Source organism: Flavobacterium sp. J372, assembly GCF_024699965.1.
Taxonomy (GTDB): domain Bacteria; phylum Bacteroidota; class Bacteroidia; order Flavobacteriales; family Flavobacteriaceae; genus Flavobacterium.
The window spans coordinates 779,370-794,640 of the sequence record NZ_JAJOMZ010000004.1; the positions used below are offsets into that span (position 1 = coordinate 779,370).

Below are 15,271 nucleotides of genomic sequence, written 5' to 3' on the forward strand. Positions count from 1 at the left end.
CCGCAAGTTATAAGCCAAACTCAGAGTTTATATATAGTAGAATAGGCAACGAACTTGTGGCTTGTGGCTATTAAACTAATAACTTATTAATTTTTCCCCTCTTTTTCATTTAAATATTTCCAGTAACGTTTTGGTACGTGGCGAATATGCAGCTTCATGTTTTTACGGGCAGGTATGTTGGTGCTGTTAAAGTAATCTTTCCAAAGCATAGAGGCTAATTCTTCTTTTTCATCAATCATTTCTGAAGGGAGTGTTACTTTTGATGTGTTAATGTTTGATACAAAGTCATAAGTGATTTCCTCAACACGGTGCAGATTATAATACAGCCCGTATTTGCGTTTTACATCATAAATTATCCATCGCTGGTCAGCATACCGGTCTTTAAAAAATTTGGCTACGAGAGGCAGTACGTTATAGTCGGGTTCAATAGGGCAATAGTATATGCCGTCAGCAGTTTTCTGGAAGCGAATAAAGGCTTTCATACGATGGCGTTCACGGCTCACGCTGCGTTCCATTTTTCTGATTGCAATAACGTACGGATTACCAAAGTTGTTTTCTGCGCCTTGCGAATTGTCAAATATGTATATAGCAAAATTGAAGAGATCACTAAATGTTTGGGCATCTTCGGCCAGGTGAACTTTATAAAATTTCTGCAGCCATTCCGGTGACAGCTTTTTTTTCAGGCCATCCCATACACGTTTCGCCTTAGCTTCGTCAGGTACAATTATATGTCTTTCTTCCAGCATGGCAGGTTGGTAATGTTTATCCCATACTAAAATTGCACCTCCCGCTGGTTTGAGGTCATAAAAGTCAAATATAGCCGTAAGCGCTCCTTCAAATGTGCCATCAAATATAAACGTTACCATAAGCTAAGCTGGTTTTGGGCTGTCTTAAGATATTTACTGCTGCTTTCTGCAAGAATAGCATTTTTAAGATATGGAGCATCCGGCTCATTTAGCAGGTAAGGGCTGTCCGCACAGCGTATAAAATGTTTTGCCCTGTTATAAGCAATGCCTATTTTTTGTAGCTGATCACTGCGCAATTTTCCAAATTTCCGGGCCTGTATAATTTTTAATGCTGATTGTACCCCAATGCCCGGTACGCGCAATATCATTTTATAATCGGCCCTATTAATGTCAATAGGGAACTGGTCCAGATTACGCAGCGCCCAGCTGAGCTTAGGATCCATATCCGTATCAAGCCTTGGGTTGGCAGGGTTAAGCAGCTCTTTTACATTAAACCCGTAAAACCGCATAAGCCAGTCGGCCTGGTATAAGCGGTTTTCCCGGAGTAATGGTGGCTGTGTGCCAATTACAGGCATCCGGCTATCATAACTTATAGGGATATAGCCGGAATAGTACACCCGCTTCAGCGAATAATTTTTATAATACTGGTCGGCACTGTACATGATTTCCATATCAGTCTCAGGCGTTGCGCCAATAACCATTTGGGTGCTCTGCCCGGCAGGCACAAATTTTGGAATGGTTTTTATAAGCCCTGTTTTCTTTTCGTCTTTGTATTGGGTAATAGTATCCTTAATGAAACCCAAAGGCTTTTTTACATCCTCGTGTGATTTATCCGGCGCCAAAAGTTTAAGGCCGGTTTCAGTAGGCATTTCAAGGTTAATGCTCATCCTGTCAGCATAAAGTCCGGCTTCAGTAAGCAATTCTTCACTTGCCCCAGGTATGGTTTTAAGATGGATGTAGCCGTTAAAACGCTCTTCAAGGCGAAGGCGCTTTACAATACGTACCAGGCGTTCCATGGTAAAGTCAGCATTTTTAAAGATGCCCGAACTCAGGAAAAGCCCTTCAATATAATTTCGACGGTAAAAGCTCATGGTAAGTTCAACTACTTCGTCTACAGTAAAAGCGGCACGTTTTACATCATTACTTTTACGCGATACGCAAAATGCGCAATCATAAATACAGTGATTTGTAAGAAGTATTTTCAGTAGTGATACACATCGGCCATCTTCAGTATATGTATGGCATATGCCATTAGAGCTATCACCTATGCCTTTATTGTCATTTTTCCTGTTACCACCACTGGATGAGCATGATACATCATATTTTGCAGCATCAGCTAAAATGGTCAATTTCTCTCTTATCCGCTCAAACATCTCCGACTATTTTCGCAAATATAAGAAAAAAAGCTTAGAAAAAGTTAAATTTTTGTTTTTTGACAAAAATTATGTGATTTATAAATAGGGTTTGTATTTTCAAATTTGTTATTATTGTCTGTTAAATTCTTCTTAAATAACAATTTGTCATTTGTAAGGCATAGGTTAATTTATTAGCGATAATTTAATAATTGAATAATGTTTAATAAAAGTTTCAATTTGATTAGAATTAGAAAGATTATATAAAAGGTTTAAGAGGTTTAATTTGAATTATATAAAAAATACATGACTTTGATAAGAAAGCCTTAAATATTAATATATTACAATAACTTTAACTTTTAGTTTTATATTTGCCGGCTCGCTTAACCGGTTGGATTATAAGATTTTAAAATTAGCATCACATACTATAAAGGGAGACTGAACTATTGCTTGAAACTATGAAAAAAATTTTACTGTCGTTAATTTTATTGGCATCAATTGCAGGGTTTTCACAGGCTATCACTGTAAATCCTAATTCACACACCCCGGCGCAACTGGTAAATAATGTGCTTGTGAATAATGCATGCCTTGTGCAGATAACTAACCCAACTGTTAAGACCGGAACTACTTTCGGATCTACAAACGGTGTGGCGTATTATCAAAATACCAATCCGGCATTTAATGTAAAGCAGAGCGGGGTGTTATTAACAACCGGGCAGGCAGTACTGTCGCCGGGGCCGAATAATTCAGTGCTAAATGGCGGTAATACATCAACTACCTGGGGTGGAGATGCAGGTCTGGAAGCGGCACTTGCTTCGGCAGGTATTATAATGCAGTCTAAAAATGCTACAGTACTTGAGTTTGATTTTGTGCCAAATACGCCAAATTTCGGATTTGATTTCCTTTTTGCATCAGATGAATACGGTGAATTCCAGTGTACCTCAAATGATGCTTTTGTAGTTTTGCTTACCAATGTAGCAACAGGTATTACGCAAAATGTTGCTGTAATTCCTTCAACAAATACACCAATCACTGTAAGCACGATAAGGAATATTCTATATAATTCGGCTTGTCCTTCAGCAAATGCATCTTTTTTCGGTTCACTCAATGTTGGCAGCGCTGCGGCAACATCCCCAACAAATTATAATGGGCAAACGTTATTAATGCAAGCTTCGGCTACAATAGTTCCAAACCAGCAGTACCATATACGTTTTGTGATAGCTGATGATGGTGGCGCTGATGGCACTGATGGTGATTATGACTCTGCGGTGTTTATTCCTGCAGGCAGCCTTAACCTTGGCCAGAAATTATTCCCTCAGGATTTAACTGTTGCCAATGGCAATGCTTTGTGCTTTGGGCAGTCTTATACCATAAACACTAACCTTGACCCGAGTGTATACCAGTTCAGCTGGACAAGAAACGGCGGATCGCCAATAGCCGGGCAAACAGGCCCGTCTCTTACAGTTACAACCCCAGGTGATTATGCAGTGACATTAACACGCACCGATATAAGTTGCGTTACAACACAATCTATAAAAATTGAATACAGGCCTGAGGTTATGGCTCCTATGGCAACCAACCTGCTGAAATGTGATAATGGTTCAGGTTCATATATCTATGACCTTTCAATAAATACCCCTATATTAAAGCAAGGCCTTGATCCTGCTACAATTGTAACATATCACGCAACCGAAGCTAATGCTAATGCCGATACAGCTGCCCTGCCTACAACCTATGTAAGCGCGAGCGGCGCAATAATATGGGCAAGGGTTGAACTCCCTAACGGATGTGCGGCTATCCGCCAGTTCCAGTTATTGACATCACCGCCTCCAACTGCCACGACACCGCCGAATCTTACGCTTTGCGAGAGTGACCAGGGTGCAAACAATGCTGTTTTTAATATGGTTCAGCAAGGTGTAATAGCTCTTGGGGCACAATCTAATACAGAAAACCAAGTGCTGTTTTTTACATCTTTACCTGCAGCCCAAATTGGAACATCGCCAATAACCAACCCGGAAAGTTTTACAGGCACATCGCAAACAATTTATATACGTATTCAAAAAACAGGTGATTCAAATTGTTTTGTGATTACGCAGTTTAATCTTGTTGTGAGGCCGCTGGCACCGCTGCCGGCACCTTCAACTGTAAATTCATGTAATAGTTATACACTTCCGGCCATACCTAATGCTAATTACTACACAGGTATTGGCGGTTCAGGAACAATGTATACTGCAGGCACAGTAATTACTACATCACAACTGCTTTACATAAGGTCGCAAACTGCAGATACACCTCCATGTTATAACCAAAGCACGGTTCAGGTTAATATAATTACTGCAGCTTCAGTACCTTCAAATAAAGTTGGATGCCAAAGCTATATACTGGAAGCTCTTGAAGTTGGAGAATATCGTGATGCACCCGGAGGCGGAGGTAATATAATACCGGCTGGCACAGCTATTACAGCTAACACTACAATATATTACTATATACCGAGTGCAGCCTCTTGTACCCAAAATACATCATTTACGGTTACTATTACAACTCAGCCTACTGTAACCCAGCCTGCAAATGTTAACTCTTGCGGCCCATATACTTTGCCTGCATTACCGGGTGGTGAGAGCTACCGTACCGGCCCTAACGGTACCGGTACCGTTATAGCTGCAGGTACCCAGATTACATCTACGCAGACGTTATATGTGTATAATGCCAACCCGGCTAACCCGTCTTGTAATAAATCTAGTGACCCGTTTACTATCACAGTTACAAATATCAATATAGTACCAAGAAATCCGAGGGTAGCATGCGGAAACACGTTTTTACCACCTATAACTGTTGGTAATTATTTTACAGGCCCTAACGGTACAGGCACCCAGCTGAATCCGGGAGCTAGTATAACCACAACTATGACGGTTTATATTTATGCTGTGAGTCCTACCGACCCTACATGCAGCGCTCAATTTGAGTGGAGTATTACAATAAACCCACGTCCAAATATACCTCCTATTGCAAATGTAACAGCATGTAACAGTTATACGCTGCCTGCGCTTCCTGTAGGAAACTACTATACTGCTCCAAACGGTGGTGGTACTATGATTCCCGCCGGAACAGCGATAACAGCCACACAGCAAATCCATGCCTATGCTGTAGATCCTGTAACAGGCTGTGAGAGCGTGCCAAGGTCATTTACTGTTACAATAATTAATATTACAAACCCGGGAAACCAGACAGTGTGTGAAAGCTATACACTTCCTGCACTTTCTGTGGGCAATTATTATACAGGCCCTAACGGTACAGGCACACAGCTTCAGCCGGGCGCTAATATTACAACGACAAGAACAATTTATATAAGGGCTGTAAGTACTACTACGCCACAATGTATTGTAGAAGAAAGTTATGTTGTTGATGTTGTGCCGAGGCCGGTTGTAGCAAACATACCAAATGTAACAGCTTGTAACAGCTATACGCTGCCAGCATTATCTGTTGGTAAATATTATCCTAATCCTGGCCCACCTAGCCCAACAAATATTGAGATTCCTGCCGGAACTTCAATAACTGCCACCCAGACGATAAGAGTATGGGCTGAAAACCCTGCTTTGGCAGGTTGTGGTACACAGCGTACATTTACAGTGACAATTATTACAGGTGATATCGCACCGGCAGATGTTACAGCTTGCGAAAGCTATACGCTGCCGTCACTTCCTGCAAACAGGTTCTACCGTACTGCAGCAGCAGGCGGAGGTACAATTATCCCGGCGGGCACACCAATAATGACATCACAGGAGATTTTTGTATATTCCCCAGTTACTTCGGGTACTGGCGGCAATTGTAGTGATAATAACAGCTTTATTGTAACAATACTGCCTCAGGTTCCGGTTGATGACCCTGCAGATCAGGATATTTGTAATAACTATACGCTTCCGGCGCTTAGTAATGGTAATTACTATACGGGTCCGGGCGGTACGGGTACTTTGCTGAATGCAGGCCAGGTTATCACATCTACACAAATGATTTATGTGTATAACACATCTAATGCAGGCCTTAACTGTGCTGCAGAAAATAGCTTCCTTGTGCAGATACGCGATATTACAGTGAATGACATACCTGACCAGCTTGTATGTGCGGCTGACGGATTCACGCTGCCTGTTTTAGCAGAAGGTAAATATTATACAGGGCCAAACGGTACCGGAACAGAAATACCTGCAGGTACGGTTATAAATACTACACAAACAATATACATTTATGCTGCTACAACTACAGCGCCTATATGTACTGATCAGGAAGACTTTACAGTGACTATTAAGCCGGCTCCGCCAATTGATACCCCTGCAAACGTTGGTTCATGTGGCCCATACACGCTACCGGCTCTAACAGCAGGAAACTACTTTACAGCACCCGGTGGTGGTGGTACTGCGCTTTCTGCCGGACAGGTAATAACAGAAACTACACAACTGTACATATTTGCACAAACAGGTGGTACACCAAACTGTGTAGCAGAACATACATTTAATATACTTATAAACCCGGGTTCACCAGCAGACGTTGCCCAGTGTGACAGCTATACGCTGCCTGCCCCGCCATTTGGCGCTTACTTTACAGGGCCTGCCGGAAGCGGTACACAGCTCAACGCAGGTGACGTAATTACATCAACACAAGATGTGTATGTATTTATGCCTGGTACAGCGCCGGGAAGCTGCCTGGATAATATTAAATTCACCGTGACTATATATAACTCACCGGTACTTGCACCTGTAAGTAATATTGTAAGATGTGACAGTTATGAGCTGCCTGCACTAACTGTTGGCCAATATCGTACAGGCCCTGGAGGTACAGGTACAGTTTTACCTGCCGGACATATAGTAACAACTTCAGAAACAATCTACGTTTATGCAGAAAGCGCTACTTCGCCAAACTGTATTAGCGAAGACAGCTTTACAGTTACTATTAATTATACACCTATTGCCGATGCAAGGTCAGACGTCCCCGCGTGTAATAGCTATACGTTGCAAAATCTGATTGTTGGTACATACTGGACAGCGCCTAATGGCCCTCACGGAACTGGTGTTCAGCTTAATCCAGGCGATGTAATTACTACAACCCAAACAATTTATATTTATGCAGAAACAGGCACTATACCTAACTGCTTTACAGAAAACAGCTTCCTTGTAGAGATATTCTCAATAGATGTTGACCAGGTGCCAACCGGCACGTTGCATTGTGACAGCTATACTTTCCAGCCGCTTACAGTTGGTAAATATTATGCACAATCTGGCGGCCCAAGCCCTACAAACCCTGAAATACTGCCGGGTACTGTATTCACAACACCGGGTACCCATACATTTTACGTTTATGGAGAGACAACAGGAAGGCTTACATGTCCTGATGAAAAGCCATTCACATTCACAATTTATCAAACACCTGTGATTGATGAGTCGCAAACAAATGTGACAAGATGTAATAATCCTTTTGTACTGCCTACAATGGCCGCAGGAACAGTTGGCCAGTACTATACCGGGCCTAATGGTACAGGTACATTGCTTGCGGCAGGTACATCAATTTCAACCCCGCAAACCATATATGTATATGCATCAAACGGTCCAGGTGCGCTTTGTCCTAAACAGCACAGTTTTTACGTAAACTCTAATGTGGTTGATGTAACAGCTCCTGCCAATATAACCATATGTGGTGTTTATACGCTGCCTCCGCTGGCTTTGGGCAATTACTATACAGGTCCTAATGGCACCGGAACACAGCTTCCGGCAGGTACGCCAATTACAACTACTCAGGATATTTATGTGTGGGCTGCGGCCGCTACAAACCCTGCTTGTACAGATCAGGATATGTTCAGGGTAACAATCATTACGGCGCCACTGGTAATAGTGCCGACACCGCTTGAAGAGTGCAGTATTGATGACGCGGGTAACCAGGCGATATTTAACTTAAACCCAGCACTTGTGCAAGCGCTTGGCGGACAGCCTGATACTGCAGTTTCAATACATGAGACACCGGAGCAGGCTTCGGTTGCAGGTGGCCTTCCAATAGCTAATCCTGGAGCATATACCAATATTCAGGCAGGTAGCCAAACATTGTATATTAGGGTTTACTCAACAGTTTCAGACTGTTTTAGTATCGTTCCGCTACAGTTGACGGTAAACCCGAGGCCAATTGCTACCGAGCCTGATGACCTTCAGGTATGTGACGGTGAAGATGGTGACGGCTTTGCAATATTCAAATTGACAGACGTAAATGCACAGGTACTCGGCTCAATGAATCCGGCGCAGTTCAGCGTTACCTTCTACGAGAACCTGACTAATGCACAGGCAGGTACAAATGCTATTCCTAACCCTAATAGTTACAATAGTGATACAAAAACCATATATGTAAGGGTTACAAATACTACTCAGGCAACAAGATGCTATGATATAGTACCGCTCAACCTTATTGTTAATCCGCTTCCGGTTGCTAACACGCCTGTACCTTACACTCTTTGTGATGTTACAGGGCCGGCAAATGATGAGCGTGAGGTATTTAATCTTAATTCTAAGATTGCTGAAATTACAGGTGGCGCAACTGGTGTAAATGTTACTTTCCATACAACAATGGCTGCTGCTATTGCTGATACCGGCGCTATAACCAACCCTGCAACATATACTAATCAGCAGACAGTGCAAACATTGTTTGTAAGGGTAGAGAACGCAGTGACAAACTGCTTCAGGGTAGTGCTTATGGATATTAGGGTAGAGCCGTTACCATTGCTGCTAATGCCTTTGGCATCTGAGACTACAATGTGTGACCCTGACGGAGACGGATTTGTACAATTCAATCTACAGGCTTTAATGAACAACATGCTGAACGGTGGCAGCAACATACAGATTACGCTGCACGAAACGCCTCAGGATGCGCAATCAGGCCTTAACGCTATAACTAACCTTACAACATATCCTAACGAAGTAACTCCGGAACAAGTAATTTATGTAAGGGCGGTTAACACTATTACCGGGTGTGTGGCATACTGGCAGCAGTTTAAGCTATATGTTAACCCATCACCTCAGGTGCCGGATCTTGCTGACATCAATGTATGTGATACTGATGCGATTGTAAATGGTGAAACTATTGTAAACCTGACAGTTCCAAACACTGCAACAATACAAGCCGCATTAGGTACAGGAGTGACCATTCATTATTTCACATCTTTGGCAAATGCCCAAATAGGCTCACCACGTATTGTTACCCCATCAACATACCTGGCATTTAACGGTCAGGAAATATGGGTAAGGGTTATTGATGCTCAGGGATGTTTCGGTATAGAGAGCTTTACTGTAAATGTTGATGTTCCACTTGTGTTAACTAGCCCAACACCGCTTACACTGTGTGACAATAAGGACCTGCCAAATGATGGCAGCCGCGAGTTTGACCTTACAGTAAAAGAGAATGAGATATTAGGCCCGTTTGGTGTGGGCCAGGGCTTTGTACTGACGTATTTTACTAAGAATCTATCAACGCCGGGCAACATCAACCCAATAACCTCACCGGGCAGTTTTACACAGATTCTGAATCCTGCAGCTTATACTAATCCTGCTACGAATAACCCACAAACATTATTTGTGGTGGCTACAAGCTTGGGCGGGTGTAAGTCTTTCACAACAATGACAATACGTGTATTGCCAAACCCAATGCCGGATATGACTCCGGATGCACTTGAAGAATGTGAAGACCCTACATTACCAGTAGCAGGGCAGGCGGTATTTAACCTGACGGATGCTGCTGCCGATATAAGGAATGGAGATAATACAGCGCTGCTGTCTTACCATACATCAGCTGCTGATGCAGAGGCCGGAATAAACGCTATAACAAATACAACAGGCCATATAAGCGGTACTGCAACTATTTATGTAAGGATGCAGGCCAACACAGGCAATCCTGCTGACCCGGGATGCTATAGGGTAACAGAGTTGCCAATTGTAGTGAATCCTGTACCGGTACTGGGTGACCCTGTAACAGGCATTATTGCGCCACTTTCAGACTGCCAAGTGCCGTATATAGGTACAGCAACATTCTTACTTAACAGCCACATACCTAAGATACTTGTTGGGCAGGATGCAACACAGTTTACAGTTAAATTCTTTGCAACACAGGCATTGGCTCAGGCAGGTACTACCGCATTGCCAAACCAATATATTAGTAACGTTCCTTCAAGACAGATTTGGGTACGGGTTGAAAATATAGCTACGGGATGTATCACAATAAAAGACATGATGCTTTACATTGATCCCGGTGCTGTTGCCAATGTTCCGACAACCAGCCTTGATACATGTGATACTCAGGGAGCCAATGATGGTGTGGTAACGCTTAACCTAAGTTCACTTGACAGCGACATATTAGGAACTCAGCCTACTCCGCAATTTACTGTTGATTATTATACAGTAGACCCAAGAACTGTTAGCGGTGCAATACCAATAGCAACGCCGGGTGCTTTTGTTAATACAGATTTCCCTGATTTAGTGTCAATATGGGCTGTTGTAACTAATACAAACTCACAAGAGCCTTGCCGTGCTTACCGCAATATTAATATTGTTGTAGAACGCCTTCCTGTGCCAATCATTGAGTCTGACGGTGATCTAAACAAAGTCTGTATTGAATATGGTACAAACGTTGTATTAAGTAGTGTTATTCTTCGTGCGCCAAACTTAGGGCCGGGTTATACGTATGAGTGGTTCCGTGGTACTACATCAGTGGGTACAGCTGATTTCTACGAAGCCGAAGTTGAGGGTGCCTACACAGTTGTTGTTAAGAGCCCGTCTACACTTGCTTGCCAGTCATTGCCGAGCCCGGTATTTACTGTAATCAAATCTGGTCCGGCTGCTATACCTGCAGGTGAAACAGGCTATACTGTAACAAATGCCTTCAGTGATACACAGGTGATTACAGTTAACATTGTAGGGCATGGTGAATATGAATACAGGTTAGGCAACGGTCCTTGGCAAACAAGTAATGTGTTTACAAATGTGCCATTTGGTAAACAAACGGTAGAAGTTCGTGATGTTAAGGCAGGTAAACCGTCATGTGGTGACATTGAGATTGAAGTTAGTGTTATTGATTATCCTACCTTCTTTACGCCAAACAATGACGGATTTAATGACAAATGGAATATTGTAGGGCTTAGCGATGCAAACAATAACAAGTATGCTAAAATTTACATCTTTGACCGTTATGGTAAGCTTGTGAAGCAAATAGCGTCTGAAGGTGACGGATGGGACGGTACCTTTATGGGTAGCCCGCTGCCTGCTGATGACTACTGGTTTACCGTTGAATACCAGGAAGAAGTTGATGGAGTGTATGTAACTAAAGAATTTAAATCACACTTCTCGCTGAAGAGGTAATACTTAAATTATAAAAGCGATCAGGGCTGCCATTTGGCAGCCCTGATTTGTTATGAAAGAAAATAATTTATCTGCGCAGGGCTTCAATACGGGCTACATACTTCCCAATTACATCAAACTCAAGGTTAACGGTTGTACCAACTTCAAATTCATGGAAATTGGTGTGCTCATAAGTATACGGAATGATTGCTACGCTAAAGCTGTTGTCTTTTGAATCAACTACGGTAAGGCTTACACCGTTTATAGTAATCGACCCTTTCTCGATTGTAATGTTGTTATACCCTGGATCATATTCAAAGGTAAAATACCAGCTGCCTGCCGCTTCTCTTATTTCGGTGCATGTGCCGGTTTGGTCGGTATGGCCCTGTACAATGTGTCCGTCAAGCCTGTCTCCGAGTTTCATGGCTCGCTCCAGGTTTACTTTTTGCCCTGTTTTCCACTGTCCAAGGTTGGTTTTACTTAGCGTTTCTTTTATGGCGGTAACAGTATAAGTGTCGCCTTCAATAGCAACTACAGTTAAGCATACGCCGTTGTGCGCCACACTCTGGTCAATCTTAAGTTCATGTGTTATGGGTGACTTTAATGTAAAATGCCTGTTATCGCCTTCCTCACGTATATTTTCTATTATCCCGAAGGTTTCTATTATTCCTGTAAACATCCTTTTATTTTACTAAATTTGTAGTTCAAAAGTAAGCATATAAGCCATTATGACAAAGAAAGCACAGAATGTAATTGCAGGTATATCAATAGGCGACCTTAATGGTATAGGCAGCGAAGTTATCCTCAAAACATTTGAAGATAACCGTATGCTCGAGATGTGTACCCCTGTAATTTTTGCCAACGTAAAGCTGCTTTCGTTCATAAAAAAAACACTGAACATTACTCCTGAAATTAACTTCCACGGTATAGATTCCCTGGAACAGCTTGTGCCGGGCAAGATAAATGTGCTTAACGTGTGGCGCGACCCTGTAAACATTAATTTCGGGCAAAATGATGAAGCAGCCGGCCGGCATGCGATTCAATCTTTTACAGCAGCAACAAAAGCTTTGAAGGAAAAACAGATTGATGTGCTTATTACGGCGCCAATAAATAAATATAACATACAGGCGGAAGATTTTAAATTCCCCGGACATACTGATTATCTTAACCAGGAACTGGATGGTGATGCGCTCATGCTTATGGTGCAGGACAACCTGCGTGTCGGCCTTCTTACAGACCATATACCGGTAAATGAAGTGACAGCCCACCTTACTGAAGCGCTCATCCGCAAAAAGATTATCACTATACATAAATCATTAAAGCAGGACTTCAGGATTAGCAAGCCTAAGATTGCTGTATTAGGTGTAAACCCGCACTGCGGAGATAATGGTGTGATAGGTACTGAAGATGATAAAGTGCTGCGACCTGCGCTTAAAAAGCTTTATGAAGATGGCGTGCTGGTGTTTGGGCCCTATTCTGCAGATAGTTTTTTTGGCAGCGGCCAGTATGAAAAATATGATGCCGTAATTGCTGCCTATCATGACCAGGGTCTTATTCCGTTCAAAACCCTTTCCTTTGGCAAGGGAGTGAATTATACGGCCGGGCTTAGCGGCATCAGAACTTCGCCCGACCATGGCACAGGTTATGAAATTGCAGGCAAAGGCCAGGCCGATTATAACTCATTTAAGGAGGCAGTTTACCTTGCCCTTGATGTTTACCAGCACAGGCAGGAATATGCTGAGCTTAACAGTAATCCGCTTAAAACAAAAGAAAAGCCGTTATAAACAAAAAAATGTTGGTAACTGTGGTGTAATTACAATAAATTTATATCTTTGCACGCTCAAAACTATTGTGGCAAAACGAGTTGCGCATATAATAGTGGCGAAATTTAATCATACTGGAAAATGAAAGCGAATAAAGAATTTTTGATTCCGTTTGCGGGATTAAAACAGGGGAAGCACCAGTTTGAATTTCAGATTAATAAAACGTTCTTTGAGGCCTTTGATTTTGATGAGTTTAATGACGCAAATATCAAAGTAGACCTTGTACTGGATAAGAAAATCACCATGCTTGAGCTTAGCTTTAAGCACAGCGGAACTGTAAATGTACCGTGCGATATTTCAAATGAAGATTTCGACCTGCCTGTAAAGGGCAAGCTCGACCTGATTGTGAAGTTTGGTGATGAGTATAACGACGATAATGACGAGATGCTGATACTGCCGCATGGCGAATATCAGGTTGATGTGGCACAATATATCTATGAAATGATTGTGCTTTCGGTTCCCACAAAAAGGGTACATCCCGGAATTAAAGACGGAACAGTGGCGGCAGATATTGTTGAGAAACTAAACGAGCTGGCGCCTAAAGAAGAACATAAAGAAGAAGAAAAGAGTACTGACCCCCGGTGGGACGAATTAAAAAAACTGTTAAACGGATAAATAAGATAGTAAAATGGCACATCCTAAGAGAAAAACCTCGAAAACGAGAAGAGACAAAAGAAGGACACACTATAAAGCAACTGCTCCTCAAATCGCTACTTGCCCGGTAACCGGCGAAGCGCACCTTTACCACAGGGCTTACTGGCATGAAGGAAAAATGTACTACAGGGGCCAGGTTGTTATAGACAAGGCAGAAGCTGTAGCATAATTGCAGAAAATATATGAGCAAAACTCTCACAATGTGGGAGTTTTTTCGCTTAAATAAGCTGCGTTTTAAATAAAACAGGTTGAATATTGCTTGGTTTTGCAATTTTTTTGTAATTTCCACAACTTTTCAAACCGCACGGTATTGAATTGAAAATTATATCCGTATGAGTAAAATAACTGCTGCCATTACAGCTGTTGGTGCCTATGTTCCGGAATTTATATTGTCAAACAAAGTGCTTGAAACTATGGTTGACACCAATGATGAGTGGATAACATCGCGTACCGGCATAAAGGAAAGGCGCATCTTAAAAGATAAAGACAAAGGGACTTCTTATCTTGCTATAAAAGCTGCTGAAAATCTTATTGAAAAATCAGGGCTTAATCCCGCTGAAATTGACTGCGTATTAGTAGCAACAGCAACGCCTGATATGCCTGTGGCAGCAACTGCCGTATATGTGGCCACCCAGATAGGCGCCGTAAATGCCTTTGCATATGACCTGCAGGCGGCATGCTCAAGCTTTCTATATGGCATGAGTACAGCATCTGCTTATGTTGAGACAGGGCGTTATAAAAAAGTATTGCTAATAGGTGCCGATAAAATGTCATCTATTATCGATTATACAGACAGGGCAACCTGCATCATCTTTGGAGACGGTGCAGGTTGTGTGCTTTTTGAGCCTAACCATGAAGGCTTTGGCTTCCAGGATGAGATTTTGAGGAGTGACGGCATAGGGCGTGAATACCTTAAGATTGAAGCGGGTGGCTCTATATTGCCGGCCTCTGAAGAGACTGTTGCCAATAAGCAGCATTATGTTTTCCAGGATGGTAAAACGGTGTTTAAATATGCGGTTTCAAACATGGCCGACATCAGTGAGCGCATCATGCAGAAGAACAACCTGAGTAATGATGATGTAGACTGGCTCATATCGCACCAGGCCAACAAACGCATTATAGATGCTACATCACAGCGCATGGGCCTTGCCGATGAAAAAGTGCTGGTAAATATCGAGAAGTACGGTAACACTACATCAGCTACGCTGCCATTATTATTAAGTGATTTTGAGCACAAATTCAAAAAGGGTGATAATCTTATATTCGCATCATTTGGTGGCGGGTTTACATGGGGTTCTATCTATTTGAAATGGGCATACGATAAAAAACAGACAAACTAA

8 protein-coding genes are annotated in these 15,271 nt (G+C 42.4%); 5 read left to right on the top strand and 3 right to left on the bottom strand.

Features of this window, described 5'->3' with window-relative positions:
• Positions 1–86 precede the first annotated feature (86 nt).
• The gene (locus LRS05_RS03840; RefSeq protein WP_257867112.1) at positions 87–866 is read right to left on the bottom strand and encodes a TIGR03915 family putative DNA repair protein; all 780 of its coding nucleotides are present in this window, start codon (positions 864–866) and stop codon (positions 87–89) included.
• Positions 860–2,119 (bottom strand): putative DNA modification/repair radical SAM protein, encoded by a 1,260-nt coding sequence (locus tag LRS05_RS03845; protein ID WP_257867113.1) that lies wholly within the window; start codon positions 2,117–2,119, stop codon positions 860–862. Before LRS05_RS03845 ends, LRS05_RS03840 begins: the two co-directional genes overlap by 7 nt.
• Before the next feature lie 437 nt (positions 2,120–2,556).
• Between LRS05_RS03845 and LRS05_RS03850 the strand changes: the two genes are divergently transcribed.
• A complete protein-coding gene (locus LRS05_RS03850) occupies positions 2,557–11,475 on the top strand; it encodes a T9SS type B sorting domain-containing protein (protein WP_257867114.1) in 8,919 nt (2,972 codons plus the stop codon).
• A gap of 67 nt (positions 11,476–11,542) precedes the next feature.
• Here LRS05_RS03850 and LRS05_RS03855 read toward each other — a convergent pair whose 3' ends face one another.
• Positions 11,543–12,133 (bottom strand): riboflavin synthase, encoded by a 591-nt coding sequence (locus tag LRS05_RS03855; protein WP_257867115.1) that lies wholly within the window; start codon positions 12,131–12,133, stop codon positions 11,543–11,545.
• A 49-nt stretch (positions 12,134–12,182) separates the two neighbouring features.
• On the opposite strand from LRS05_RS03855, the gene pdxA reads away from it, so the two are divergent.
• The 4 genes from pdxA (at position 12,183) to LRS05_RS03875 (ending at position 15,271) form a co-directional block, all read left to right on the top strand.
• A complete protein-coding gene (gene pdxA / locus LRS05_RS03860; protein WP_257867116.1) occupies positions 12,183–13,238 on the top strand; it encodes a 4-hydroxythreonine-4-phosphate dehydrogenase PdxA in 1,056 nt (351 codons plus the stop codon).
• A 120-nt stretch (positions 13,239–13,358) separates the two neighbouring features.
• Positions 13,359–13,892: a DUF177 domain-containing protein gene (locus tag LRS05_RS03865; protein ID WP_257867117.1), complete on the top strand. Its 534-nt coding sequence runs from the start codon at positions 13,359–13,361 to the stop codon at positions 13,890–13,892.
• Between the two features lie 13 nt (positions 13,893–13,905).
• Complete coding sequence (gene rpmF, locus LRS05_RS03870) at positions 13,906–14,100, top strand: 50S ribosomal protein L32 (RefSeq protein ID WP_257867118.1); 195 nt, start codon at positions 13,906–13,908, stop codon at positions 14,098–14,100.
• A 163-nt stretch (positions 14,101–14,263) separates the two neighbouring features.
• Positions 14,264–15,271, top strand: coding sequence for a beta-ketoacyl-ACP synthase III (locus LRS05_RS03875; RefSeq protein ID WP_257867119.1), 1,008 nt, complete (start codon positions 14,264–14,266; stop codon positions 15,269–15,271).

Excerpts from the sequence above, each read along its gene's own strand:
- LRS05_RS03840 (WP_257867112.1), bottom strand. The coding sequence starts at position 866 with ATGGTAACGTTTATATTTGATGGCACATTTGAAGGAGCGCTTACGGCT.
- LRS05_RS03845 (WP_257867113.1), bottom strand. The coding sequence starts at position 2,119 with ATGTTTGAGCGGATAAGAGAGAAATTGACCATTTTAGCTGATGCTGCA.
- LRS05_RS03850 (WP_257867114.1), top strand. The coding sequence starts at position 2,557 with ATGAAAAAAATTTTACTGTCGTTAATTTTATTGGCATCAATTGCAGGG.
- LRS05_RS03855 (WP_257867115.1), bottom strand. The coding sequence starts at position 12,133 with ATGTTTACAGGAATAATAGAAACCTTCGGGATAATAGAAAATATACGT.
- pdxA (WP_257867116.1), top strand. The coding sequence starts at position 12,183 with ATGACAAAGAAAGCACAGAATGTAATTGCAGGTATATCAATAGGCGAC.
- LRS05_RS03865 (WP_257867117.1), top strand. The coding sequence starts at position 13,359 with ATGAAAGCGAATAAAGAATTTTTGATTCCGTTTGCGGGATTAAAACAG.
- rpmF (WP_257867118.1), top strand. The coding sequence starts at position 13,906 with ATGGCACATCCTAAGAGAAAAACCTCGAAAACGAGAAGAGACAAAAGA.
- LRS05_RS03875 (WP_257867119.1), top strand. The coding sequence starts at position 14,264 with ATGAGTAAAATAACTGCTGCCATTACAGCTGTTGGTGCCTATGTTCCG.